General features: G+C 61.8%; 22 protein-coding genes and 1 pseudogene. 16 read left to right on the plus strand and 7 right to left on the minus strand.

Translation table 11 applies throughout. The annotated features are described in order from the left end of the window. The first annotated feature begins 3 nt into the window (after window positions 1-3). Window positions 4-1,074, plus strand: coding sequence for an alpha/beta fold hydrolase (locus tag ACINK1_RS14260; protein WP_376802167.1), 1,071 nt, complete (start codon window positions 4-6; stop codon window positions 1,072-1,074). A 54-nt stretch (window positions 1,075-1,128) separates the two neighbouring features. Here ACINK1_RS14260 and ACINK1_RS14265 read toward each other — a convergent pair whose 3' ends face one another. Beyond that, on the minus strand, window positions 1,129-3,303 hold the full coding sequence (locus tag ACINK1_RS14265) for a TonB-dependent receptor (protein ID WP_376802168.1): 2,175 nt from the start codon (window positions 3,301-3,303) through the stop codon (window positions 1,129-1,131). Window positions 3,304-3,517: 214 nt separating this feature from the next. Here ACINK1_RS14265 and mmsB point away from each other — a divergent pair, with 214 nt between their 5' ends. Then, a complete protein-coding gene (mmsB, locus tag ACINK1_RS14270) occupies window positions 3,518-4,411 on the plus strand; it encodes a 3-hydroxyisobutyrate dehydrogenase (protein WP_376802169.1) in 894 nt (297 codons plus the stop codon). 18 nt (window positions 4,412-4,429) lie between these two features. Continuing rightward, window positions 4,430-5,080, plus strand: a complete 651-nt coding sequence (locus ACINK1_RS14275; protein ID WP_376802170.1) for an energy-coupling factor ABC transporter permease — start codon at window positions 4,430-4,432, stop codon at window positions 5,078-5,080. A 14-nt stretch (window positions 5,081-5,094) separates the two neighbouring features. Here ACINK1_RS14275 and putA read toward each other — a convergent pair whose 3' ends face one another. After that, window positions 5,095-8,211 (minus strand): bifunctional proline dehydrogenase/L-glutamate gamma-semialdehyde dehydrogenase PutA, encoded by a 3,117-nt coding sequence (putA, locus tag ACINK1_RS14280; protein ID WP_376802342.1) that lies wholly within the window; start codon window positions 8,209-8,211, stop codon window positions 5,095-5,097. 115 nt (window positions 8,212-8,326) lie between these two features. Between putA and ACINK1_RS14285 the strand changes: the two genes are divergently transcribed. Next, on the plus strand, window positions 8,327-8,788 hold the full coding sequence (locus ACINK1_RS14285; RefSeq protein ID WP_376802171.1) for an Lrp/AsnC ligand binding domain-containing protein: 462 nt from the start codon (window positions 8,327-8,329) through the stop codon (window positions 8,786-8,788). Between the two features lie 147 nt (window positions 8,789-8,935). After that, window positions 8,936-9,259: a hypothetical protein gene (locus ACINK1_RS14290; protein ID WP_376802172.1), complete on the plus strand. Its 324-nt coding sequence runs from the start codon at window positions 8,936-8,938 to the stop codon at window positions 9,257-9,259. Window positions 9,260-9,303: 44 nt separating this feature from the next. Here the strand turns inward: ACINK1_RS14290 and ACINK1_RS14295 are convergent, their stop codons facing one another. Next, window positions 9,304-10,830, minus strand: a complete 1,527-nt coding sequence (locus ACINK1_RS14295) for a DUF4403 family protein (RefSeq protein ID WP_376802173.1) — start codon at window positions 10,828-10,830, stop codon at window positions 9,304-9,306. Window positions 10,831-10,933: 103 nt separating this feature from the next. Then, complete coding sequence (locus ACINK1_RS14300) at window positions 10,934-11,323, minus strand: hypothetical protein (RefSeq protein ID WP_376802174.1); 390 nt, start codon at window positions 11,321-11,323, stop codon at window positions 10,934-10,936. Window positions 11,324-11,718: 395 nt separating this feature from the next. Between ACINK1_RS14300 and ACINK1_RS14305 the strand changes: the two genes are divergently transcribed. After that, a complete protein-coding gene (locus ACINK1_RS14305; RefSeq protein WP_376802175.1) occupies window positions 11,719-12,726 on the plus strand; it encodes a fumarylacetoacetate hydrolase family protein in 1,008 nt (335 codons plus the stop codon). A gap of 11 nt (window positions 12,727-12,737) precedes the next feature. Then, window positions 12,738-13,820 carry a class I SAM-dependent methyltransferase gene (locus tag ACINK1_RS14310; protein ID WP_376802176.1) on the plus strand — a complete coding sequence of 361 codons (1,083 nt, stop codon included), beginning with the start codon at window positions 12,738-12,740 and terminating at the stop codon, window positions 13,818-13,820. On the opposite strand, the gene ACINK1_RS14315 is transcribed toward ACINK1_RS14310, so the two are convergent. Further along, window positions 13,784-14,254 carry a flavin reductase family protein gene (locus tag ACINK1_RS14315; RefSeq protein ID WP_376802177.1) on the minus strand — a complete coding sequence of 157 codons (471 nt, stop codon included), beginning with the start codon at window positions 14,252-14,254 and terminating at the stop codon, window positions 13,784-13,786. The genes ACINK1_RS14310 and ACINK1_RS14315 overlap by 37 nt on opposite strands. Window positions 14,255-14,577: 323 nt before the next feature. Between ACINK1_RS14315 and pcaD the strand changes: the two genes are divergently transcribed. The 3 genes from pcaD to ACINK1_RS14330 all read left to right on the plus strand — a co-directional run bounded on the left by pcaD (window position 14,578) and on the right by ACINK1_RS14330 (window position 16,930). Further along, on the plus strand, window positions 14,578-15,759 hold the full coding sequence (gene pcaD / locus ACINK1_RS14320; RefSeq protein WP_395760163.1) for a 3-oxoadipate enol-lactonase: 1,182 nt from the start codon (window positions 14,578-14,580) through the stop codon (window positions 15,757-15,759). A 63-nt stretch (window positions 15,760-15,822) separates the two neighbouring features. Further along, the gene (locus ACINK1_RS14325; protein ID WP_376802179.1) at window positions 15,823-16,320 is read left to right on the plus strand and encodes a toxin-activating lysine-acyltransferase; all 498 of its coding nucleotides are present in this window, start codon (window positions 15,823-15,825) and stop codon (window positions 16,318-16,320) included. Between the two features lie 31 nt (window positions 16,321-16,351). After that, on the plus strand, window positions 16,352-16,930 hold the full coding sequence (locus ACINK1_RS14330) for a TIGR00645 family protein (RefSeq protein ID WP_376802180.1): 579 nt from the start codon (window positions 16,352-16,354) through the stop codon (window positions 16,928-16,930). Window positions 16,931-16,935: 5 nt separating this feature from the next. Here the strand turns inward: ACINK1_RS14330 and ACINK1_RS14335 are convergent, their stop codons facing one another. Further along, the gene (locus ACINK1_RS14335) at window positions 16,936-17,310 is read right to left on the minus strand and encodes a hypothetical protein (RefSeq protein ID WP_376802181.1); all 375 of its coding nucleotides are present in this window, start codon (window positions 17,308-17,310) and stop codon (window positions 16,936-16,938) included. Between the two features lie 137 nt (window positions 17,311-17,447). Here ACINK1_RS14335 and ACINK1_RS14340 point away from each other — a divergent pair, with 137 nt between their 5' ends. From ACINK1_RS14340 to ACINK1_RS14355, 4 genes are read left to right on the plus strand one after another with little or no spacing between them, the layout of a single operon-like run. Next, on the plus strand, window positions 17,448-18,551 hold the full coding sequence (locus ACINK1_RS14340; RefSeq protein ID WP_376802182.1) for a polyamine ABC transporter substrate-binding protein: 1,104 nt from the start codon (window positions 17,448-17,450) through the stop codon (window positions 18,549-18,551). A gap of 39 nt (window positions 18,552-18,590) precedes the next feature. Further along, a complete protein-coding gene (locus ACINK1_RS14345; protein WP_376802183.1) occupies window positions 18,591-19,700 on the plus strand; it encodes an ABC transporter ATP-binding protein in 1,110 nt (369 codons plus the stop codon). Beyond that, window positions 19,697-20,632 (plus strand): ABC transporter permease, encoded by a 936-nt coding sequence (locus ACINK1_RS14350; protein ID WP_376802184.1) that lies wholly within the window; start codon window positions 19,697-19,699, stop codon window positions 20,630-20,632. Before ACINK1_RS14345 ends, ACINK1_RS14350 begins: the two co-directional genes overlap by 4 nt. Further along, window positions 20,629-21,432 (plus strand): ABC transporter permease, encoded by an 804-nt coding sequence (locus ACINK1_RS14355; RefSeq protein WP_376802185.1) that lies wholly within the window; start codon window positions 20,629-20,631, stop codon window positions 21,430-21,432. Before ACINK1_RS14350 ends, ACINK1_RS14355 begins: the two co-directional genes overlap by 4 nt. Window positions 21,433-21,440: 8 nt before the next feature. Here ACINK1_RS14355 and ACINK1_RS14360 read toward each other — a convergent pair whose 3' ends face one another. Beyond that, window positions 21,441-23,225 carry an AsmA family protein gene (locus tag ACINK1_RS14360; protein WP_376803285.1) on the minus strand — a complete coding sequence of 595 codons (1,785 nt, stop codon included), beginning with the start codon at window positions 23,223-23,225 and terminating at the stop codon, window positions 21,441-21,443. A 221-nt stretch (window positions 23,226-23,446) separates the two neighbouring features. Between ACINK1_RS14360 and ACINK1_RS14365 the strand changes: the two genes are divergently transcribed. Both ACINK1_RS14365 and ACINK1_RS14370 read left to right on the plus strand, forming a co-directional pair. Then, window positions 23,447-25,414 (plus strand): acetoacetate--CoA ligase, encoded by a 1,968-nt coding sequence (locus ACINK1_RS14365; protein ID WP_376802187.1) that lies wholly within the window; start codon window positions 23,447-23,449, stop codon window positions 25,412-25,414. Window positions 25,415-25,601: 187 nt separating this feature from the next. Further along, window positions 25,602-25,870 (plus strand): annotated as a pseudogene (locus ACINK1_RS14370) (hypothetical protein); the annotation flags it as partial.

Raw genomic sequence — 25,870 nt, forward strand, 5'->3', positions numbered from 1 at the left:
GACATGAGAACGGCGCGATTATTCCTCGGATGCCTGATGGCCTGTGTAACGACGCTGGCCGTTGCGGCTGATTATCCAGCGCCCAAAGAAGGCGCCTATATCGCTCGCGACTTCCGCTTTTCCTCAGGTGAGGTGCTCCCGGAGGTCAAGCTCCATTACACCACCATCGGGGATGCGAAGAACGAACCGGTGCTGATCCTTCATGGCACCGCCGGTTCGGGCACCGGCATGGTATCGCCGGGTTTCGCCGGCGAGTTATTCGGTCCCGGGCAGCCGCTCGATGCCACCAAATATTTCATCATCCTGCCTGATGCTCTCGGCGCTGGGAAATCGTCAAAACCATCTGATGGGCTGCGGGCCAAATTCCCGCGCTATAATTATGATGACATGGTGCTGGCCCATTACCGTCTCGTCACCGAAGGGTTGGGGATCAAACATCTGCGGCTGGTTCTCGGCAATTCCATGGGCGGCATGCATGCCTGGACCTGGGCCACCGCCTATCCCGGTTTCATGGACGCGGTCGTGCCGATGGCCTCACAGCCAAGCGCAGTTGCTGGCCGTAACTGGATCCTGCGTCGTCTCATCATCGACAGCGTGCGCAATGATCCCGCCTGGAACAATGGCAATTACACCGCCCAGCCACCGGCGCTGAAAACAGCCAACGCCTTCTATGCCCTTGCCACCAATGGCGGCAATCAGGCGCTGCACAAGGCTGCCGCCACCCGCGAGAAGGCCGATCAGCTTCTCGACAAGCGGTTGAACGATCCTTTTACCGCAGATGCCAACGATTTCATGTACCAATGGGATTCATCGCGCGACTATGATCCCGCTGCCAAGCTCGAGACCATCACCGCAGCCGTCCTTGCGATCAACTCGGCTGATGACGAGCGCAACCCTCCCGAGCTTGGTATTATGGAGCGTGAGCTGAAGCGGATCAAAAACGCCCGCCTCTATCTCATTCCCGCCAGCCCGGACACGGCAGGCCATGGCACCACGGGACAGGCGAAGTTCTGGAAGGCACAATTGCAGGAGTTTCTGGCAAATGTGCCGCGAGCCGCGCAAGCCGGCCGGTAGCGTATTCTGGCGCGGACTTGTGGCCCGTGTGATGGCGACCCCGTGCGCGGCTGCTCAGAACCGCGCGTGCAGAAAGAGGCGGACGCTGCGGCCCGGCAGCAGGATTTCGTCCTTTCTGAACGAGGCCGCATTGCGTACCTGCTCGTCGAGGAGATTATCGCCACGAATGCCGATGGTGAATTCCCGAATGCCGCTTTTTTTGCGGTCAGTCGGCTGGGTGTAACTCAGCTCGGCGCGCAGCAGGGTATAGCCGTCCGTTGTCGTCTCATTGGCCGCGATCTGGCGTTGGTCGAAGGCGTGCAAGACATTAACGCGCGCGAACAGCCCATTCTCGCGCCAGAAAAACCCACCGCCGAGACGGTGGGGCGGAATGCGCGGCACGAAGGTCCCATCGTCGAATTGGGCGCGCACGAAATCATATTGAGCGTCGACGCCGATGACACCACCGCCATCGGTGTGGATCGCGTCCCATTGGGTTGCTATTTCCGCCCCGAAGAAAATGGCGTTCTGCTGGGTGAACACAATTTGCTGCAACGATCCGTCGCCGCCGCAGCTTGAGAATTCTTCGTCGCAGCGCACTCCCGTCACCCTTCGGTAGATGAAATCGGTGTAGCGGGTGAAATAGCCGGTCGCGTCGACGCGCAGCGGGCCTTCGGCGCGCCGCAAGCCGATCTCGACCGTGCGCGCGCGCTCGAGCTTGAGATTGGGGTCGCCGATTTCGAACGTCGCGGTCGCATCGTGCGAACCGCGCGAGAAGAGTTCGGCTGCCGCTGGCGCCCGCTCGACATATTGCCCCGAGATGCTGCCGACGAAGCCGAAGGGAAGATCCTGCAAAATGCCGAAACCGGCGCTCTTGGGGGTAAAGCGTCGGGTGAACGAAGATTGGGCGAGCGCGTCGGCGGCAAGCAGCGGATTTCCGTCGGCGCCGACCTCGCCGGTTGGCGAAAAGCTCGGCAGGAAACTTGCGGGAAAGAAGCTGGTTGTCCCAGCCGCTCTCACCGCTTCGATACGCCCCGAGGCCTGCAGGCGCAAACCAGCGCCAAGCTGCAATTGTTCGAAGAGATAGCCGGCGAGCGAACGCGTATCGGTCGGGGAGAGCAATCCCCCCGCCTCGCCAGAGGTGCCAAGCTTTGCCAGGTCGCCCTGTACGCCCGCCGCGCCAACCAGCGTTCCGAACACGGTCTGCACCGGCACGTGCTGGACTTCCACTCGCCCCTCGACCTGCCGGTTGGTGAAGGTGGCGCGAATGCTGTCGATGCCGGCATCGTCCAGCCCGCGCTCATTGTGCTTGTAATCGGAGGCGCCCAGCCAGAAGCGCACGGCTTCGAACAGGCCACTGTCGAAGCGATACTCGCCACGCGAAAAGAGTTTGTCTTGCGTCGGATCCAGGCGGGTGCGGGAGGCAGCGGCGTCGCCGCCAGGGATGCCGTAAAGCGCATTGTAATGGCTGTAGCCGAAGCCAGCGAAGCCCGAATGTCCAATGTAGGAAAGTCCCGCTGCTCCGCCTTGCGCGCGTGCCGCTGAATTGATCTGGCGCCCGAGCGGGGTACCGTAATCGTCGCTGGCGGTGATGAAGCCGTCGACATGCAGGGCGACATTGTTTGCCCCGATGTCGATCGAGGCGGCGCCGTTGCGCCCTCGCTCGGCGGAGGATAAGCCGCCAAGGACCTGCCCGGAGTAGCCATCCACCGGAAGAGAGGTCGGGATGCGGCTGTTTTCCGCGCTCACCACCCCGCCGATCGCCTGGCTTCCATAGCGCAGTGTCGCGGGGCCGCGAATAACCTCGATGCGATCATTGACCAGCGGATTGATCGGCACGGCGTGATCCTCGCCGATTGTCGAAACATCCTGCACGCCGATACCGTTTTCCTGGATGCGCACCCGGAAATTGTCGAGACCGCGGATGATCGGCCGGTTTGCCGCGCCCGGCGCGTAGGTCGAGCCTGAAATCCCGGGCCGATCGGCAAGCGCGTCTCCCAACGTCGTGGGCTGCTGGCGTATGATGTCGGCGCGAGGCACCACGGTTACGGATGAGAAAGTTCCGGGCACGACCGGCAATTCCCCGTCGGCAAAGCCGCCTCCGGCGTTTCCAGAACCCGAAACGATCGGGCTGGGTGCTGTGACCGTGATTTGCGGCAAGGTGACAGTCTGGGCGCGAGCGCCGGTGCTGGCGAGAAGGAAAACCAGCGATGGGCCGGCGAACCGGCGAAGGGGCAGCGAAAAGGGCACAGCGCTCTCTCTTTCAATAATGTTATGTTATAACATTACATTTAATTTTTCCAGATCCCTATGTCAAACTGTCTTTTGATCGGTCAGCACACCGCCAGTGGCTCCTGCCGCGCGCGCTGTCTATTTGCCGACCTTGCACCCAGCTCTTGCCAGAAGGCGGCAATCGCTTAGGCTGCCGCATTAATCAGGAACGTATGAGCGGGGCGGGAACGTGATGGCGAAAATTGGCTTTCTGGGCCTTGGCAATATGGGCGCGCCGATGGCGGCCAATCTGCTCAAGGCCGGCCATGAGGTGGTAGGCTTTGATCCGATGCCGGCGGCGCGGGAGGCAGCCAAGGCGTTGGGACTGACGCTTGCCGCCTCGGCCAGGCTCGCGGTGAGCGAGGCGGATGTGGTGATCTCGATGTTGCCGGCGGGCAAGCATGTGCTCGCCCTCTACAGCGGCCCTGACAGCGTGCTTGCTGAGGCCCGCCACGGCACGCTCTTCATCGATTGCTCGACGATTGATGTTGCCTCGGCCCGTCTGGCAAGCGAGGCGGCCGTCAAGGCCGGCATGATGGCGCTTGATGCGCCGGTCTCGGGGGGTGTCGGTGGCGCTGCTGCCGGCACGTTGACCTTCATGGTGGGTGGCAGTGGCGAAGCCTTCCAGCGCGCCAGACCTGTTCTGGAAGCGATGGGCAAGCGCATCGTCCATTGCGGTGGCGCGGGCAACGGACAGGCAGCCAAGATCTGCAACAACATGGTCCTTGGCATTTCCATGATCGCGGTCAGTGAAGCCTTCGCCCTTGCCGGCAAGCTTGGCCTGTCGCATCAGGCGCTCTTTGATGTTGCCTCGACCTCTTCCGGCCAGTGCTGGTCGCTCACCACCTATTGCCCGGTACCAGGACCGGTGCCGACATCGCCCGCCAATCATGATTACAGGCCGGGATTTGCCGCAGCCCTCATGCTCAAGGATCTCACCTTGTCGCAGGAGGCGGCCGAAGGCGCAGGCGCGATGACGCCGCTTGGCAGCCACGCGGCGGCCATCTATGCCCGCTTCGCCGAACTCGGGCATGCGAACGAAGACTTCTCTGCCATCTTTCGCCACATCGATCAGGGTCTGATCTGACCCCTTGGAGAACCAGCCATGCACATCGAACCGGGCGTCCTGAACGCTGCCAAGATCGTCTATGCCAATGCCGCCGCCGCAACCGTTGTTCTGGGCCAGAGCCGCTCGCTGTGGCGGGCCCCGCCATTGATCATCTCCACCCTTCTGGCAGCGCTGTTCTTTTCCCTCTTCATGGAAATCTACCATGTGAAGATCGGCCCGTCCGAACTGCATTTCATCGGCGCCTCGGTCGTTTATGCCGTTTTCGGTTTTGTGCCCACGCTCCTTGGCTTTGCGCTCGGCCTGTTGCTGCAGGGCGCCTTCTTCGAGCCCGAAGATCTGGTCCATCTAGGCGTCAACAGCCTGTCGCTGATTGTGCCGCTGTTTGCCGCTCATGCGCTGGTGGGCCGCCGCTTCTTCTCCGCCGCCAACAAGATGCCAATCGGCTTTGCTGCCATCATCCGCTTCGACGCCATTTATTACGGCGGCGTTGTGGCGATGGTAGGCTTCTGGCTGGCGCTGGGAACAGAGGTCGCGGCGTTCTCGGCCTGGCTCACCTTCGCGCTCTCCTATGTACCGCTCATTCTGTGCGAGCCGCTGTTCACCGCTCTGGCCGTCCGCCTGTTGAAGAAGGTCGAATCAGCGCCGGGGATCACCGCCTACACCATGGTGCCACGCCTCAGCATGTGAGGGGTATCGCCCGCTCACTCCTCGCCCATGGCAATCAGCGACGCATTGCCGCCGGCGGCTGAAATATTGTTGCTTACCACCTGCTCGCTCGCAAAGCGCACCAGATAATGCGGACCGCCGGCCTTGGGGCCGGTGCCCGACAGGCCGCGCCCGCCGAAGGGCTGGGAGCCGACGATTGCGCCGATCATGTTGCGGTTGATATAGAGATTGCCGGCGGGTGAGCCTGCTTCCACGAGAGCGGCATTGGTGTCGATGCGGGTCTGGAGCCCCAGCGTCAGCCCATAGCCATTGCCGGCGATCTGCGCCAGCAGGCGCTTGAGGCCAACAGGCTCGCCATGGGTGCCGCGCGTTGCTTTCCAGCGCACGACGTGGAGCACAGGGCCGAAGATTTCCTCCTTGAGATCGCTGACGTCGCTGATTTCAAAGATGTGCGGGGCAACGAAAAACCCTGGCGTCTCTGTCTTTGGCAGGTCTCCGGCAAAAACGGTGTGCGCCTCGTGCTTGAGCCGCGCGATATGGCTCTGCAGCCGCTCGCGCGCTTCAGCATCAATGACCGGACCGATGTGAATACGTGGATCGCGCGGGTCACCGATGGCAAGCTCGGCGGCAGCGCCTGCCACCATGGTAATCACCTTGTCGGCGACATCCTCCTGCACGCATAACAGACGCAGCGCCGAGCAGCGCTGGCCGGTGGAGCGAAAGGCGCTCATCACCACGTCATCTGCGACCTGCTCGGGCAGCGCCGTGGCATCGACGATCATCGCGTTGATGCCGCCGGTCTCGGCGATGAACGGCACGATCGGCCCATCCTTGGCGGCAAGCTGGCGGTTGATCAGCCGGGCGGTGTCCGTTGAGCCGGTAAAGGCAACCCCCGCGATGCGTGGATCAGCAACGAGTGCCGCCCCCACCCGCCCATCCCCTGGCAGCAGAGCCAGCACATTGGCCGGAATGCCCGCCTCAAGCAGGATTTGCGTCGCGAGAAAGGCTATCAGCGGCGTCTGCTCCGCAGGCTTTGCCAGCACCGCATTGCCTGCAGCGAGCGCCGCCGTTACCTGACCCAGAAAAATCGCCAGCGGGAAATTCCACGGCGAGATGCACACGAACACGCCACGACCTTTGAGATAAAGGCGATTATCCTCGCCCGTAGGACCTGGCAGCATTTGCGGGGACGCAAACAGGCGGCGCGCTTCGCTGGCATAGAAACGGCAGAAATCGACCGCTTCCCGCACTTCGGCGAGCGCGTCATCAAGCGTCTTGCCACCTTCGCTTTGCAGCAGGGCCAATAGCGCACCGCGGCGCGCTTCCAGGAGATCAGCCGCGCGCTCGAGGCATTGGGCGCGCTTATCGACCGGCAGCGCGCCCCAATGCGGCTGCGCCACAAATGCCGTATCAGCTGCCAGCCTCACGGCCTCTGCATCGCTGTCGATGACGCTGCCGCAGGTGCTGCCATCAACCGGACTTGAGACCGGCGCCGCAGGGCCTGATTGCGCCTTGCCATCGATGAGGGGTGCGGCCACGACATGCGCACGCCCGGCCTGCACTTCGGCAAGAAGCCCGGCAAGACTTTTGGCATGGCCGAATTCGACCCCGCGCGAATTGCGCCGCTCCTTGCCAAAGAGGTCCATGGGCAGGGCGATCTTCGGGTGGCGCGCCCGGGCAGGGGCGGCAATCAACGCAGCCGGGCGCTGCAGCAGGCTTGCAACCGGCACATCGGGATCAGCCGCGACGTTGACAAAAGAAGAGTTGGCGCCGTTTTCGAGGAGCCGGCGCACGAGATAGGCGAGGAGGTCGCGATGCCCGCCAACCGGGGCATAGGTGCGGCAGGCAACCCCCGCCACCTCGCTCATGAGCGCGCCATAGGCAGCCTCTCCCATGCCGTGGAGGCGCTGGAATTCAAAGCCGTCCGGTTTGCCGGCTGCCTGCATGATGGCGGCGATCGTGAGTGCATTATGGGTGGCAAACTGCGGGTAGAGGCGCGGGCGTGCGGCCAGCAGCGCCTGCGCCGCAGCTATATAGTTGAGATCGGTCATCGCCTTGCGGGTGAACACCGGATAATCGTCAAGGCCGCGCTCCTGCGCCCGCTTGACCTCGCTGTCCCAATAGGCACCCTTGACGAGGCGGACCATGAAGCGCCGCTCAAGGCGCTGGGCAAGGCCGTCGATCCAGCCGATCACCTCCAGCGCCCGCTTCTGGTAGGCCTGGATCGCCAGTCCGAAACCATCCCACCCGGCAAGCGAGGAGTCGCTTGCGGCCGCTTCGATGACGTCGAGCGATAATTCGAGGCGGTCGGCTTCTTCCGCGTCGATGGTGAAATTGAGATCGAAGGATTTTGCCGCCTGCGCCAGACTAACTACCTGCGGCACGAGTTCGGCCATCACCCGCTGGCGGCTCACGGCCTCATAGCGCGGATGGAGCGCCGACAGCTTGACCGAAATCCCCGGGCGGTTGGGCAGCGGCGCATTGCCGGCCGCCCGGCCAATTGCCGCGATCGCCTGTTCATAGGAGGCGAAATAGCGCCGGGCATCGGCTGCCGTGCGTGCCCCTTCACCCAGCATGTCGAATGAATAGCGATAGGATCGCGCCGTGCCACCCGTGGCCCGCCTGAGCGCCTCCTCGATCGTCTCGCCCAGCACGAAATGGCTGCCCAGAACCCGCATCGCTTGGCGCGTCGCTTCGCGCAGCGTTGGCAGGCCGAGGCGCCTGCCAAGCCCGGCGATGATCCCGTCCGGCGTCTCGCCGGGGCGGATGATGCGGGCTGACAGTCCCAACGCCCACGCCGAAGCGCTCACCAGCAAGGCGTCCGATTTGGCCTCATGATGGGCAAAATCACCCTGCCCGAGCTTGTCCTCGATGAGGCGGTCGGCGGTAGCCGCATCCGGTACTCTGAGGAGTGCTTCGGCAAGCACCATCAGCGCCAGCCCCTCCTTGGTCGAGAGCGAATACTCGCGCAAGACATCCTCAACACCGCCAAGCCCTCCGCTTTTGGCGCGAATGGCGGTGATGAGGCGGGTGGCAAGCGCATCAATCTGCTGCTCGCCGGCTTGATCACGCCCGGCCTCGCGCAGCAGGCGCACGGCAATCGCTTCGTCAGGGCTTGCATAGTCAGTACGGAAAGCGCTCATCGGCATCATCTCGCAGCTCACGATGCGTATGACTGTGCGATAAGAAATGTAGTGATACCAGCATTGATTTTATATTTTTTATGAGGAAAAATATATCATGAACTGAAATAATAGTGATTATCACATGTCGATGCCTGACCGTCTGGATCGCCGCCTGCTCAGCCTCCTGCAACAGGAAGGGCGCATGACGACTGTCGAACTCGCCGAACGTGTCGGCCTGTCGCCGACTGCTGTCACCGAGCGTGTCAAGCGCCTGCAGCGCGATGAAATCATTCTCGGCTATGGCGCGAGGCTGTCGCCGGAGAAGCTGGGCCGCGGCTTTCTCGCCTTCATCGAGATCACGCTCGACAAGACAACTCCTGATGTTTTCGATCGCTTTGCCACCGCCATCAGCCGCGTTCCCGACGTTATCGAATGCCATATGGTCGCTGGTGGTTTTGACTATCTGGTCAAGGTGCGGGTGGCCGACATGGCGGCCTATCGCCAGCTTCTGGGCGAGGCGATCCTGGCATTGCCCGGCGTGCGCGAGACGCGCACCTATGCGGTGATGGAAGAGGTCAAAAGCTCGCCGGACCTGCCCGTCTGAGGCAGGGCGGGCCGCAACCTTTCCGCAACATTGCCGTTTGGACAGGTTGATGAACCGAAATTGAGCAGCGCTCTCAAAACCGGTTCAGGGCCATTGCTCATAATGGCCCCATCGTCATTCCGACGATCCTGTTTTAGGAGAAATGCCATGAAGACCTTGTCCCGCCTGTCGCTGTCTGTCGCGCTTGTCGGCGCGGCTTTGGGATTCGCCTCGCTTCCCGCTTCTGCAGCGCCGTTCGCGCCGGTTGCCGCCACCACTCTGAATGCCGCCGCCGCGCCGGCGATTGAAAACGTCGCCTGGGTGTGCGGTCCCTATCGCTGCTTCCACCGCCATGGTCCGGCCTATTGGCGCCAGCGCCCCGTTTTCGCGCCACAGCCCTTCTACGCGCCGCGCCCCTATTACGGCCGCCACGCATTTTACGGCCACCCTCATCCCGGTTACGGGTATGGCCGGCCTCGCTACGGCTGGTGAGTCAGGCGTCTGGGACACTGGCGCCGGAAACGGGCCATTGATGCTCAGCGTGCGGGCAGCGAGATCACCGACAAGCTCGCCTGCCCGCGCGCTTCGCCCGTGACGCGCAAGATGGTTGCGTCAAAGACGATGTCTTGCAGGTTGAGATCGCTGATCGTCACGTTGACCTTGACATCGCTGCGGCTGGCCTCGACCTGGCTGGCTGCCGCAGCGATGCGCGCTCTGGCATCGGCGGCGAAGGGCTTCAGGTCAATCTGCGCCCGCTCCGCAATCAGCGAGGTGATGTAAGGTGTGGCAGCGGATGCCGCAGCCCCGAGGAGCCCGAAGGCCGCTTGGGATTTGACGTCGAGGGTGATGTCGACAAGCTTCAGTGATTGCGTCGCCTTGTCGAGTTCCGGCCGTCCCCACAGATAAACCTCGCCGTCAGCCGAGAGGCCAAAGAATTTTTTCTCGGTGATCGTTACCTTGAGCGCGAGCAGCAGACGTTTTCCGGAAGGCGTGAGATCAAGCGCGCGGATCGTCACTGTTGCCGGGCCGGATTGATCCTGAGGGTAGGTCTTTCCGGCCAGTTGCGCCGACAACAGCCTGTTCAGCTCCCTGAAAGGAACGTCAATGGGCAACGCCACGGTGATGCCGCCGGCATTGTGCGCTGGCAAAATCTCAAGGCGCGAGGGAAACGGGCACTCCGGTTTTGTTGCCTCGGGGAGAATGCGGGTCTGCGCCCGCAGACCAAGCAGCAGATGCACGCCCTTGGCATCAATCACCGGCTGGGCGGCGACCGCCGCGACCGGCTTCACCTCGACATAGAGCGCCGGCGCGCCGGGTGCGACCGTCGGCAGCACCTTCGACAAGCACAGCCGTCCCCATTCCTGACGGGCGAGATTGATGATGCGGTCATCGCCGCGCAGGGTCTCTTCGGCTTTGACGATCTCGGCCGCAAGCACCTGATTGACCAATGGCTGCAGTTCGCGGGCAATATTCAGCTTCACTCCTGAAATCGTCAGAGGCACCTCCTTCAGCGTCACCTTGCCGGTAAGCCGAGGGGCGATGTGCCAGTCAGGCATCAGTTGCGGGCGTGCCTGTGCGCTGACGCTGCCCGAGATCGCCACCGTCTGGTCGAAGCGCAGATTTTGCAGTTGTGAGCCGATGCGCCCGCCAATCAGCCCGCCAAGACTCTGGGTGACGCTGCCGGCGCCCTGGCCGCTTACATGGACATTGCCTTTCAGCTCGCTTCCAACCGAAAGCCCGCCACCCTGGGCCGCGAAGGTGATAGGGCTGCGATCAATCATGTAGTCGATCTGGGCCTCGCGAAACAGCGACGGGGCGGGATTGGGCCTGGTGCCGGAGAGATGCGGCGGTGCAGCAGCGTTTGCAGCCGCGGCGATTGTTTCCAGCGGAATGTTGATTGGAATAATCAGATTTGACTGGCGCACCGCCGGCTGCAGTGGCGTCACGGATTCAACGAGTGGCCGCTCCTGCGTGATCGATCCGCCGCTCAACGAATGCAGCAGGAACACCCCGCCCGCCGCAACCACGCACAGCCCGGCAGTGATCATCAGAAAGCGGATCATCTACAACCTCCGCGACATGCAGTCGCAGAGGTTAGACGGCAATGGCCGCAGCCGCTACAGGCTTGTTGCACAAAACGACGATATCGAGCGCGGAGTTTGCTCGTCAGGCGACCTGTTCAGCGGCCTGGCGCAGCGAAAAGCTCATATCATCAAGCGTGATGGCATGGGCGCTGAGGCTCCTCAGATCACGGCGAAACCGCATCGACAGCGTTTCGGCGATCTCGCTGGCGACTGCCGCATTGCCATCATGGATGAGGCAGAGCTCATGCCCGAGCTGAACGATTTGTTGTTCGAGCTCGCCCATCGCCTCATCGACCGCACCGCCCTGCGCGGAGAGCGCCCAGACACGTCCATGCGCCCGCGCCAGCCATTCCGCCGCTGCCGCATCGTCCATGCGATGGCGGTACACTGCACGCAACGCGTCGATGGCAAGCGGCTCAGCCCACCGCCATATTTCGTAACCATGTACGACCTGTTCTGGTCTTAACGTCATCAAGCACTCCTTGCTGATGAGACAACATTAGCAAGATATGCTTGACGTGTGATTAAGATGGGGACGTATTTTCACTGACCATCTGCTTGTGCGCCCGCATGAGCGCGCCTTGTCGCATCAGGCTTCGCCTCACGCTGTCGCTCGCCAAGGTCCTGGGGATGTCATCAAGCGGGACAAAGGGCGCATCCGGACAAAAGCAGTGGCAAAAAGCGCCGGCGGGCGCGGCCAGATACACCTTATTTGGCGCCGGCCGAGGCGTGAAAACTGTAAAGTGTCACCATGCGGCCTCCCGCTCCGGCAAAGGAACTTGCCAGCAGCGTTTGCACACCGCAAGCTGTTATCGGTAAAGCCGTGTACCAAGCGGTAAAAAACATCTGGTGAGGAAGAGCAAGAAGATGAAACTGGCTTCAATGAAAGGCGGACGGGATGGGCGTCTCGTGGTTGTCTCTGACGATCTGACGCGGGCGACCGATGCCACCGCCATCGCTCCCACGCTTCAGGCCGCACTTGACGACTGGGATCATTGCGAGCCGCTGCTGCGCCAATTGGCCGAAAGCCTCGCTCATGATGCCGTGCCCTCGATCCGTTTCCACGAACGCGATTGCGCCGCGCCGCTGCCGCGCGCTTATCAATGGGTCGACGGCTCCGCCTATCTCAACCACGTGGAACTGGTGCGCAAGGCGCGTGGCGCCGACATGCCCTCGTCCTTCCTCACTGATCCGCTTATGTATCAGGGTGCTTCCGACGGCTTCATGGGGCCGCGCGACCCCATACGCCTGGCTGATGCGGCCTGGGGTATCGATTTCGAAGCAGAAATTGTTGTCATTACCGACGATGTGCCGATGGGTATCGACCCGCTGGCAGCCCTTGCTCACATCCGCCTGGTTCTGCTTGTCAATGACGTGTCGCTGCGCAATCTCATTCCCGCCGAACTCGCCAAGGGTTTCGGCTTCCTGCAGGGCAAGCCATCGTCAAGTTTCTCGCCAGTGGCCGTGACGCCCGATGCGCTCGGGTCAGCCTGGCAGGGTGGCAGGCTCGACGGAACGCTTCTGTGCACGCTCAACGGTCGTCTCTTCGGAAAGCCGAATACGGCAAAGGACATGAATTTCGACTTCGGCCGGCTGATTTCACATGCGGCCAAGACACGCTCGCTCGCGGCCGGGACGCTGGTGGGTGCGGGTACGGTCTCCAATCGCGGGCCTGATGGCGGGCCGGGAACCATGGTTGAGGAGGGCGGTCTTGGCTATGCCTGCATCGCCGAGCGCCGCTGTGTCGAGACGATCAGGAACCGCGAGCCGGCGACGGCCTTCATGGTTCATGGCGATCGCGTGCGCATTGAAATGCTCGACGCCAAACGCCACTCGATCTTCGGCGCCATCGAGCAGTCGGTCGAGATCGGCTGACGTCACCGGCCATGGATGATCCCCTCACACGCGCGCTCTTCTGGCCCTTCAGCCGTGGTCTGCTTGATGGCCCGGGCGCAGGTAGTGCTCCCTGGCTCTATCTCAATGCCCGGGCGGGCGCCGATGCGGATGATGAGTGGCACACAAGCCTTGTCTGCCTGCAGCCGGACAAGGCACATCACGACATGCTGGTCCGCCGCCGTTTCAAGGTCGTCAGTGAGCGTGCAGATGGCGATCTGTTTGCCGGCACGCTGGTTCGTCTGGGCCGTGACCGCCAGGAGGGCCGTGGCCTTATCGCTGATGCGCTGGCAGCGACCGTGGCGGGCGGTCTGATCGTCATTGCCGGCGCCAAGGATGAGGGCGGACAGTCGCATGAGCGCGATGTCGGTGCTCTGCTGGGGCTTGATGGCGTGGTGCCCAAGAGCGGTTGCCGTGTCTTCTGGTTGCGCAAGCCGGCCCGTCTTGATGAGAAAGCTGTAGCTGAACTTGCGCGCTGGCAAAAGGCCGCCCGGCCTCAGGCTCATATCGGGACTTATGTCACCTGCCCGGGTCTTTTTTCCTGGCAGGCGATTGATGCCGGCTCGCGGTTTCTTGGCGACAATCTGCCAGCCGCACTCGCCGGCAAGGTGGCGGAGCTGGGATGTGGCTGGGGCTATCTTGCCGGCGCACTGCTCGATCACGCGCCAAAGATCGCCACGCTTGATCTTTACGAGGCTGATGCACGCGCGCTTGCCTGTGCGAGGGTTAATCTCGCCCGTTTTGGCGAGCGCACCATCGCCTGGCACTGGCATGATGTCAGCACCGGGCTGTTGATGGAGCGTCACTATGACTGGATCATCTCCAATCCGCCCTTCCATCGCGGAAAGGCGGCGGAACCGAAAATCGGCCAGTCCTTCATCACCGCTGCCGCCCGGGCGCTGTCACCGCGCGGCCAATTGCTGCTGGTTGCCAATCGCCAGCTTCCCTATGAGCGGACGCTGGGCGATATGTTCAACGACGTCGCGCTCACGCACGAAAACGGAACCTACAAGATCATCACTGCCAGAGGCATCAAAACTCAATCTTCTTCCGGCCACAGATCAAGGCGGCGATAGGCGCGGCTTGAATAGAGAAGGGGCGGCGCGTGCGGGCCAAGGGCAAGCGCGACGACCTGGCCGAAAAGGACCACATGGGTGCCGACGATCATCTCGTCCACAAGACGGCAATCAAGCGCCACCTGGCATCCGGCGAGGACGGGCGAGGCGCTTTCCAGTCGCGACCATGTCGCAAGGCTGAAGCGCTCATCAAGCGAGCTGCCAACCTTCCCCGAAAAGGCGACGGCCAGATGTTGGTGCTTTGGCGCCAACACATTAATGCAGAACACGCCGTTGGCGCGGATCGTCCGGTTGGTGCGCCCCGCAAGATTGAGACAGGCGAGCATGATCGGCGGTTCATCGGACACCGATGTGACCGAGGAGGCGGTTACCCCCGCCAGGCCGGCATCACCATCACTGGTGATGAGGGTAACCGAGGCGGCGAACTGCGCCATTCCCCGCCGAAACGCAGCGCCATCAACCATCAGCTCCTCACGCCGTCACCGGCCGGCTGTATCGCGTCACACGTAAGGGGGAAAGGGAAGCGCGCATTGCTGACCGGTTAATGACCTGCTAGGTCTCGACGTCCAAGACAACGGCCCGTCACAGAACGTTGTTATGATCCGAAGCTCTCCCTATATCATGCCGCTTGACGGATTAGGCAATCGTGAAACTCGGCGACAATCTTATCTGTGCCGCTTGCGTTTGATAGCTGATCGTCGGATGGCATGGACAGGTGCCGATATCGCCTGCCATGCCGATCCGCAGTGAGGAACTGATGCCTGTCATCAAAATCGCCAATGGTACGGAATTGTTCTTCGACCTGACAGTACCAGCAAACGCGCCTGTGGTCGCCTTTTCCAATTCGCTCGGCACGACGCTGGAGATGTGGGATGGCCAGGCGGAAGCTCTGGCCGGGCGCTACCGCGTTCTGCGCTACGACACGCGCGGCCATGGGCGCTCGCAACTGATTGATCAGCCGACCTCGCTCGATGATCTGGCCGGTCTCCTTGCTGCGCTTCATATCGACAAGGCGCACATCGTTGGCCTCTCGCTCGGCGGCATGACCGGCCAGACCATGGGGTTTCGCCATCCCGCCCGTGTCAGCAGCCTGACCTTGATGGCGACAGCCGCCATCATGCCGGACACCCATTTATGGAATCAGCGCATCGAGCAGTCGCGCAGCAAGGGATGCGGGTCGCTGGTCGACGGGGTCATGGCGCGCTGGTTCACCGCCCGCACCATTCGCGATCATCCGGATTTGGTGGCGCCCGTGAAGCAGCGCTTTGCCGCGATTTCAGGTATCGGCTATGCGGTGTGCTGTCAGGCCATCCGTGACATGGATCTGCGGGCGCATCTGCCGCGTATCGCGGCGCCGACACTGGTGATATCAGGCGCCGACGATCCGGCAACCCCCGTTGCCGATGGCAGTGCAATCGCAGCCCTCATCCCGGGAGCGGAATTTGTTGTGATCCCCAATGCCGCTCATCTTCTCAATATCGAGCAGAAGGCGATCGTCAACCGCCATCTCATCGCCTGGCTTGATCTCCACGCCGGTTCACCACGCGCCACATCCGGTGGCCTGAGCTTCGAGGCAGGCCTTGCCAATCGCAAGAGCGTTCTTGGCGCTGAATATGTCGAGCGGGCGCTGGACAGGGCTGGCGCGTACGGGCGCCCGTTTCAGGATTTCATCACGCGCATCGCCTGGGGCGAGATCTGGGGCGACCCGACGCTGCCGCGCAAGACGCGCTCGATGCTTGTTCTGGCCATCACCCTGGCCATCAACCGCGAGGAGGAATTCAAGCTCCATCTGCGGCCGGCGATTGAGACGAACGGCGTGACGATGGAAGAATTGCGCGCCCTGCTGATGCAATCAGCGATTTATGCCGGCGTGCCTGCCGCCAACAGCGCCATGCGCTGGGTGCGCGATGTGCTCGGCGATAAAATCGCCGAAGCGTGAACCCGTCGAAACAAAAAAGGTGGATAGACGAAAATGACTGACCCCAGGAACGTCTCTGGCATCATGACGACATTTCCCAGCCTGTCTGTTTCGCTCTCGTCGAACGGATCATCGGGAGCGCAGGGCGCTGCTGACGACGTTCAGGCAGGGCAGGCACGCACCCGCGATGCGGCTCATGCCTTCGGCACGATGGTCGGGGCGCTCATGCGCTCGCCCCGCCATCGCAAATTCAAGCTTCAGGATCTCGAAAGCGCAATCATTCCCGCCCTGCTGCTGGGGCAATATGTTGTTGCCCATGCGCCGGTCCCTGATCGCCCGGGCGAAACCGTACCTGTCGCGGCGTTGTGGTGGGCCATGGTATCTGTTGATGTTGACAAACGCCTGTCGCGGGCGACCTCGTTTCCGCTCACGCTGTCGCGTGATGAATGGCGCAGCGGGGACATCCCGTGGATTGTCGATGCCGCCGGCCACCCAGCCAATCTGCACCCGCTCGTCGATGAGGTGAGCCGCCACGCGTTGAACGGCGTTCAGCCGCGTCTGCCGCCCGCCGCCTTCACTTGAGTAACCCTTCAGTTTCAGGACAAAAGCTGCCATGGCAAAATCGACCACAGACCCTGAACCCTCCCGCTCCCGCGCGCCGGCGAGCACCGTCGAGGCTTTCGTTGAAAACGCTCTCTTTATGTCGCGCTGGCTGCTTGCACCGATCTATCTCGGGCTCGTCCTGGGCACGCTGGCGCTCCTCATCATCTTCGCCCGCGAATTGTTCGAACTGTTCCATCTTGCGGTTTCGAGCAGCACGAAGGCTGAATCGATCATTCTGGTTATTCTGTCGCTGATCGATATCTCGCTTGCGGCCAATCTGGTGATGATCGTCACCTTTGCCGGCTATGAAAACTTCGTGTCGAAAATGGATATCGAGGATCACCCCGATCGCCCTGCGTGGCTCGGCAAGATCGATTTTGGCGGGTTGAAACTGAAGCTGGTCGCCTCGATTGCCGCCATCTCGGCCATCCAGCTGCTGAAAGTCTTCGTCACCGAAGCCAATCTCTCATCCGAACGCATTTACTGGATGATTGTCATCCATATCACCTTCGTGATGTCGGGCGTGCTGCTGGCGATCATGGATTATATCACAGCCAAGTCGAAGGCATTGGGATACGAAGGCGACTGAACGTATCAGCGCTGCAGCGTCGCCTGCTGGACCCGGCTTGTGGTCGGGTCGACGCGGGAAAACTGGGCGCGGCCATTTGACAGGACGGCCAGCTGGACATTGTCGAAGCGCAGAACATTGCCATTGACCTGGACCTGACCGTTTTTGACCTCGTTGGCGCTTGAATAACGTACCCGTGCCCGCCCATCCCTGAAGTCGCTGACATTGAACGACACGTTGCGGCCATCGGGCAGTCTGCCGGTAAAGGTACCTTCGGCCTGCTCGGCGGTAACGGTGGGCGCCCTGATGCGCCTTGGCTGCGTGCCTGTGCCGAGACTTTCAGCAAGGCTTATGAGCACCTGGGCGTTGTTGACGCTGCCAAGTCCGATATCGATTGCCATAACAGGCCTCCTTGCCACTGGTGCACGTCAAGTTGTGAATGCGAGGGGTTAGCAAAACGTAAAAGACTGTCTGCGGACCGCTTGAGCTTGCGGCGCGGGCTGCTAGGTTTTGCCGTGGTTTGCACGGGGTAACGGCGATGTTGAAATCAGGAACGATGATCATTCTGGGCGTCCTGCTCTCTATTCTGACACCGGCGCGCAGTGAAGAGCTGCGCATTTATAACTGGTCTGATTACGTCAATCCGCTGGTTATCGCCGCTTTCGAACAGGAAACGGGTATCAAGGTCATTTACGATACCTTCGATCAGATGGATATCGTCGAAAGCAAGCTGCTTGCCGGCAAGACGGGTTATGATCTGGTGGTTGTCACCGCCTCGTTCCTGCCGCGCCAGATCCCGCTCAATCTTTATCTGCCGCTCGACAAGAGCAAGCTTGGCAACCTCGCCAATGCCTGGGACGAGGTGACCTCACGGCTTGGCCGCTATGACCCCGGCAACCGCTTTGCCGTCAACTATATGTGGGGCACGACGGGCATCGGATATAATGTTGCCAAAGTGCGCCAGCGTCTGGGCGCGGACGCACCGCTTGAGTCCTGGAAGCTGGTTTTTGATCCGGCGATCTTGCGAAAATTGCGTGATTGCGGGGTCTATATGCTGGACGCCACCGAGGAATTGTTCCCTGCTGCGCTGCGTTATCTGGGTCTCGATCCCGATTCGAAAAGTGAGGCTGATCTGCGCCGGGCGGCCGAGTTGCTTCAGGCCGTTCGCCCTTTCGTGAAGAAGTACCATTCCTCGGAATATATCAACGCGCTCGCAGGCGGGGACATATGTCTGGCGATCGGTTACTCCGGTGATGTGCTTCAGGCACGCAAACGTGCCCGTGAGGCCGCCGAACAGACCGGCAAGCCGCTCGTTGACATCGCCTATGTGATCCCAAAGGAAGGGGCGTTGATGTGGTTTGATAATTTTGTCATTCCGCGCGATGCCGCCAATCCGCAGGCAGCCTACCGCTTCATCGATTTCGTCAATCGTCCCCAGAACGCGGCGCTCAACTCGAACTTCATCCAGTATGCCAATTCCAATCTTGCCTCACAGAAATTCATCGATAAATCGGTGCTCGACGATGCCGGTATTTTTCCCCCGCCGGCGACCTTTGCGAGGCTCTACACCATCACGCCCTATGACGAGGCAACGCAGCGCCTGGTCAATCGCCTCTTCACCCGCATCAAGAGCAATCGCTGATGATGTCCAGCCGTCAGCGCATGAACGGGCGCCCGGTCGATGACTGATGACCGGGCGCTTCTGGAGCTGCGCCATCTTGGCAAGAGCTTCGGGACCACACGTGCCCTGCAGCCGGTCGACCTGGCCGTTCGGCGGGGCGAATTTTTTGCCCTTCTCGGCCCGTCGGGATGCGGCAAGACCACGCTGCTGCGCCTCATCGCCGGCCTTGAAAGCCCCGACACCGGCGCGGTCTGCCTTGATGGGAGTGACATAACGACATGGCCCGCGCATCGGCGCCCGCTCAATCTGGTGTTTCAATCCTATGCGCTCTTTCCCCATATGGATGTCGGCGCCAATATCGCCTTCGGTCTGCGTCAGGACAGGGTCCCGGCGGCCGAGCGCCGGCGGCGCGTTGCCGACATTCTCGATCTGGTCCGCATGGGCGACGTCGCGCATCGCCGCCCTCAACAATTATCGGGTGGTCAGCAGCAGCGCGTGGCGCTGGCGCGCGCGCTGGTGAAACGCCCCGCCGTTCTGTTGCTTGACGAGCCGATGGCGGCGCTCGACCGGCAATTACGGGAGGAGATGCAGAACGAGTTGAAGCGCATCCAGCGCGAATTGAAGACGACTTTCATCCTGGTGACGCACGATCAGGACGAAGCCATGCGGCTGGCGGACCGCATCGCCGTGATGGCAGGCGGCCGTATCCTGCAATGCGCCACACCTGACGAGCTTTATGCCGCCCCGGTTGACGGGATCGTTGCGGGTTTCTTCGGTGAAGCCAATCTGCTGCCGGGCCGCATCGTCAGCACGCAAGGCGCGATCGCCCGCCTCATTCTTGATGATGGAACACCGCTCGATGTCAGAGCCAGCGCTGCCTGCGGCACCGGCGCGGCCGTGTACGCCGTGATCAGGCCGGAGCGGATATTGCTGGCGGACGCAATCGCGCCAGCGCCTCGGCAAACGATACGCAAGGGGATCATCACCGCCCGCCATTTTCTGGGCGATACCATTGCCTGTGACATCACGGTGGCCGGCTGGGGTCCGATGAAACTCACACGCGTCAATTCAGGCTTGACGATGCGCTCGCTCAGCGTTGGCACAACCGTCGAGATTGCCGTTGACGCCGACGCCATTGCTGTCGTTCCGCGTGATCAGGGGCGCGTATGATCATTGATCAGCCATCACAGGCGGTCGTGGGCAGGAGCGCGCCAGCCTCAAGCGGGCGCGGAAGGCGCCGGCTCATTCTCGCCTTGCCACTCCTGTGGGGCATCGTCGTGTGCGTGGTGCCGTTGGCAATCATCATCCGCCTGTCTCTGTCACGCGCAGCCCAGGCGCAGCCACCCTATCGTCCACTCTTTGAAGGGATCGCGCGATGGCCGGAATTTCTGAGCGCGCTCACGCTCGATAATTACAGGCTGCTTGCCAGTGACGACCTCTATCTGTCGGTGGTCATCTCATCGCTGCGGATCGCTGCCATCGCCACGCTCCTCACCCTGCTTGTCGCCTATCCGCTTAGCTATGCGATCGCCAGGGCGGGACGGCGCACGCAAGGCCTGCTGCTTCTCCTGGTGATGGTCCCCTTCTGGACGTCGTTTCTCATCCGTGTTTACGCCTGGCTGGTGATCCTGAAGCCGGAAGGCCTGCTGAACACGGCGCTGCTGGCGCTGGGCCTTGCCACTGAACCCCTTGATCTCATCAATCGCGAGGAAGCGGTCATTCTTGGCATTGTCTATTCCTATCTGCCATTCATGGTGCTGCCGATCTATACCGCCCTTGAACGTATCGACCCGCGATTGCTGGAAGCGGCAGGCGATCTCGGCGCGCCGCCCTGGCGGGCCTTTCTGGCCGTGACACTGCCCCTCTCACTCCCTGGCATTTTCGCCGGCATGCTCCTCGTCTTTATTCCCGCAACAGGTGAATTCGTCATTCCCGATCTCCTCGGCGGCCCTGATACGCTGATGATCGGGCATGTGTTGTGGGTGGAGTTTTTTGCCAATCGTGATTGGCCCCTTGCCGCCGCGCTGGCGCTCGTCCTGCTTGCGCTCGCCTGCCTGCCTGTGGTCGCTGCGGCCGTGCTGCGGCGGCACAAAACACCATGACGTGCCACGGCCTGTCGCCGTTTGACCGGCTCGTTCTGGCGCTGGGGCTGGCGTTTCTCTATCTGCCCATGCTCATTCTGGTCCTCTATTCGTTCAACGCCTCGCGGCTTGTCACCGTATGGGGAGGCTTCTCACTCACATGGTACAAGGCGCTCGCAGCCGACCGCCAGCTGATCGAGGCTGCGGTACTTTCCCTTGAAGTGGCCGCCGCCAGCGCCACGCTTGCAACACTTGTCGCGACGTTGTCGGCAATCGTTCTGACCCGCCATCGCCGCAACGCAGCTCATTCCCTGCTGGAATTGACCAGCAGCGCCCCCCTTGTGCTTCCCGAAATCATCCTCGGCCTTGCCTTTTTGCTTCTGTTCGTTGCCCTGGATATTCCGCGTGGTTTCGTAACGGTGACGATTGCTCACGCGAGCATCGGTGCAGCGTTTGCCGGCATCGTCATCCGCTCCCGCCTGGCGCGCTTCGACCAGCGACTGGAAGAGGCGGCCAGTGACCTTGGTTGCCCGCCCTGGAAGGTGTTTGTGGTGATCACGCTGCCGCTGAACCTGCCGGCGATCATCGCCGCCTGGCTGCTTGCCTTCACGCTCTCGCTCGATGATCTGGTGGTGGCGAGTTTCACCACGGGGCCGGGCGCAACGACGTTGCCGATGCGCATTTATTCATCCGTGCGGCTTGGCGTCAGCCCTGAAATCAATGCTGTCAGCACCATCATGATCGCGGCCGTGGCGCTGGTGCTGCTGTTCAGCTGGCGGCTTGCCGCCAGCGCCCGGCCGGACGGCAACGACAAGCCGTGATCCGGTGATCATGGCGCGGGCGGCTGGGGGGCAGGCCGGCGCACAAAACCCTCGCTGCCAAAGGAAAAAGCCGGTTCAAACCAGGGACCGCGAACCGAAAAAGGCAATTCAAGTGCACGCACAAGGTCATTGCCGATCTGCGGGCTGATGGCGCCGTCGAAATTTATTGTCCGCTTGCCCGGATCAACGTCGCCGCGCAAGGCAACCCGATAACCCGTCCCGCGGATCAGCGCATCGTCGGTTGCCGCCACGCCGTTGGCGATGCGGAAGGATGCGGTTGCGCTTTCAATCGATGTGCGCCCGCCGCGGCTATCCGCCAAAACCTCCCCAGCGCTCCGATCAGGTCGCCTGGCGAGCGATGTCAGGTCAAATCCCTGGACGACGCCGGACAACAGGCGCAGCTTTCCATCCCCCTTGAGAGATCGCAATATCTCGCCGTTGTCGCCACCCTCGCCCGTCAGATCGAGGTTTAACGAACCAACGCCCGTCAGGCGGGCCGTACCAAGGATCGCCCGCTGCGCGTCATCCACCTGAATGTTGGCAAGTGCGATGATCGCCTGCGCGCGCGCCTGCTTGTCGCCCAGAGCGGTGATGGCGAGGCGTCCGCTGATCCGTCCCCCGAAAATCGTGCCATCGGCGATGCTGGCCTCGACCCTGCCTTCACGGGCAAAGAATGACAGCGCCGCCTTCTGGACGGTGATCGCCCCCGCCTTGAGATTTGCAACCGACAGCCGCATATCGACATCAAGCGGGCCCAGCCGCGCCCCGTTGAAATGGCTGCCGGCGCCAGTTTCCACCGTCGGAATCTGCAGATTCAGCAGAGGCTGTGCTTCCACTGTGTCGAAATCCATCGTCCCCTGCAGGCTGGTACGGGTGGCGCCAAAGCCAAACGACACCGTTCCTTCACCGCGCGAACCGGCAATTTTGATGTTGGCCTTGTCAAGCGTCATCAGCCGGTCAACGACAGTGATCCGCGACGTGCCGTCCACCGGGCCAAAATCGGGGACGTTTTCCACCTCAGGCGCAAGCCAGCCCGCCAGCAGCTTCAGCGAGGGCGAGGAGAACGTCAGCTGACTTTCAAACTGCACGTCTCGTCCCGCCAGCGCATTGCCCGTCAGCTTGGCACGAATGGCCTTGGTATCGAGCGTCAGAGAGAACGGGCTGATGTCTTTTCGAAACAGCGCGGCTGGTCGCTCGAGCTTGCCACCAAAGCTGATCGTTTCGCCCCGCAAACGGAATGTGCCGCCTGCCGACAGGCTCGAACCGATGAGGGGCCATGTGACATCGACGTCGATATCATTGATCTCGCCGCGCCGTCTTGCCCGCTCGTCGCGGTAGATCAACTGGCCGCCATCGATGGCGACATCACCAAGGCGCGGGCTGGTCTCGGCGTCATCGCCCGGCACGAACAGCGACAGAAGCGAGGCTCCGCTGCGCCAGTTGGCCCGGCCATCGGCGTCGACCAGCAAGGCAAACCGTGGCTGGGTGAATTTAAGTCCGGTGATTTCAATGCGCCCGAGCATCAGGCCGATGAGCGACAGCCGCGCGGTGATCCGTTCCGCTTCAAGGACGTTGGCGCCGCCATTGGCGCCGCCGACCTCCACTTTGCTGACGCTGACAGAAGGCGAAGGCAGAAGCGAGAGCCGCGCCGGACCGTTAACGGTGACGGTCTGGCCGGAAATGGCAGAGATATGCACAGCCACAGCCCGCCTCACGGCGTCGGTTGGCAGAAACATGCCGGCAATGAACAGCCCGCCGACAACAGCTATCCCGACGCCGGCAAACTTTGCCAAGCGGAATACTCCTGATGTCGCCCGGCCTGTGTTTGCCTCTATTGTCAGGAAAGTCTCCTTTGCCCCTGGTGAAGATGATGCGTTCTGTCGTTGGTGGTCTGCGAAATTCGTGGCATCAGAACGGAAATGTCGCAACCGTCAAGAGCGCCTCGCCGCAGCGTGGAACGCCATTGATGGTATAGCCTATGTGATGAGCTGTCGTTCGGGGAGCGTTCGCAACCATGTCGCATGCAACTGACAAGCCTCTATGGACACCATCCGCAGAGCGGATTTCGCGGTCGCAGATCAGTGAAATCTGCGCCCAGTTGAACGCGAAACACGCACAGACCCTTCGCACCTATCGCGATCTTCATCGTTTTTCGGTGGAACAGCCCGAATATTTCTGGTCCGCCCTGTGGGACTTTGCGGGGATCAAGGGCACTGGCCACGCCAATGAGGTGCTGCGCGATGGCGATAAGATGCCCGGCGCGCAGTTTTTTCCGGAAAGCCGCCTCAACTTCGCTGAAAACCTGCTGCCGCTTGATGATGACAGCGACGCGCTGGTTTTCTGGGGAGAGGATAAGGAACGGCGCAAGCTGAGCTGGCGGCAATTGCGGGCGCTGGTGTCAAGCCTCCAGCAGCAATTGCGGGCCTCCGGTGTGGGCCTCGGAGACCGTGTGGCGGCGATGATGCCCAACATGCCCGAAACCATTGCCGCCATGCTGGCCGCCACCTCGCTTGGCGCAGTGTTTTCCTCCTGCTCGCCTGATTTCGGCGATCGTGGCGTTCTTGACCGCTTCGGCCAGATCGAGCCCAAGGTTCTCTTTGTCTGCGATGGCTACTGGTATGGCGGCAAGCGCATCGATATTGCTGACAAGGTGGCGTCGATCATTGCCGGTTTGTCGACCCTCAAGGCGGTCGTGGTTGTGCCCTATGCCGGCAATGATCCAGGCTTCGCCGCTGCTCTCCCGCGCGCCGTTTCCTTGTCGGACGTCATCACAGCTTTTCCGCCAAAGCCACTCGAATTCGTCGCCGTTCCGTTCGCTCATCCGGCCTTTATCCTCTTTTCGTCCGGCACCACCGGCATCCCCAAATGCATTGTCCACGGCACGGGCGGTGTCCTTCTGCAACTCGTCAAGGAACATCGCCTGCTGTGTGACGTGCGCCCGGGCGAGCGCGTCTTTTACTTCACGACCTGCGGCTGGATGATGTGGAACTGGCTGATTGGCGGCCTTGCCGCCAGCGCTACTCTGCTGCTTTACGATGGCTCCCCCTTCCACACCAACGAGATATTGTTTGATTTTGCGGTTGCGGAAAAGATGAACGTGTTCGGCACGTCCGCGAAATATATCGACGGCATCCGCAAGACAGGCTGGGAGCCCAAATCAACCCATGATCTGTCAAGCGTGCGGCTGATGACGTCGACCGGTTCGCCGCTTGCGCCCGAAAGCTTCGATTTTGTCTATCAGTCGATCAAGCCGGATATGCATCTGGCCTCGATGTCGGGCGGCACGGATATTTGTGCCTGCTTCGTTGCCGGCGACCCGACCGGCGCGGTATGGAAAGGTGAAATCCAGGCGCCAGCGCTCGGTATGGCGGTCGAGGTATGGGATGATGACGGCAAGCCGGCTGGCCCCGGGCAGAAGGGCGAGCTTGTCTGCGTCAAGCCGTTTCCCAGCATGCCGGTGATGTTCTGGAACGATCCCGGAGGCGCCAAATATCACAGCGCCTATTTCGAGCGCTTCGACAACATCTGGTGTCATGGCGATTTCGCTGAATGGACCGAGCATGGCGGCATCATCATTCACGGCCGCTCCGACGCCACTCTGAATCCCGGCGGCGTGCGTATCGGGACGGCTGAAATCTACGCGCAGGTTGAACGGATTCCCGAGGTCGTGGAAGCGCTGGCCATCGGCCAGGATTGGGATAATGACGTGCGCGTCGTGCTCTTCGTACGTCTTGCCAAGGGGGCCGCGCTCGACGACGCCCTTGTCAAAACCATCAAGCAGCAGATCCGCGTCGGTGCCTCACCCCGCCATGTGCCAGCACGGATCATCGCCGTTGCTGACATTCCGCGCACCAAATCGGGCAAGATCACCGAGCTCGCGGTTCGCGACATCGTCCATGGCCGCACTGTCAAAAATCAGGAAGCTCTGGCAAATCCGGAAGCGCTGGCGCTCTACAGCAATTTGCCTGAGCTCAGCAAATAAGGCGCTCTCCAACGCGCCCATGCCTGAATTTTGCCGTTGAAGCGCGGTTTGAACCACATGCCGCACGCCTGACCGCTCCGCGCTGGCAGGCCCCTCGGTTGAAAGTGGCGCCTTAGTCTGTCACAAGCATGCCGGCATCGTTGAAACGATGAATGTTCGGCCTTGCTGCATGAAATTGGGATTGATGATGACCTTGCACTCTTTTCGTCTGGCACTGGCGCCGCTGGCGCTCGCCGCTGTTCTCATGGCTGGCGGCATGGCCGGCGCACAGACACCGCCAGAAGCACCAGCCAAGCCGCCGGCAAACAAGGCGCCGGCAAAGCCGAAAGCACCTGCCGCTGCCGCCAAATCGGTCGGGCCGACCATTGCCACCCGCATCCCTCCGCCGGGAGGGGCCGAGGTGCCGCTCTTCGGGGCCCGCAACTTTGTCGATCAGCGCTCCGGTGTGGCGCTGAC

The sequence above is a fragment of the Raskinella chloraquaticus (SeqCode) genome (assembly GCF_021731865.1).
In the GTDB taxonomy this organism is placed as follows: domain Bacteria; phylum Pseudomonadota; class Alphaproteobacteria; order Rhizobiales; family UBA4765; genus Raskinella; species Raskinella chloraquaticus.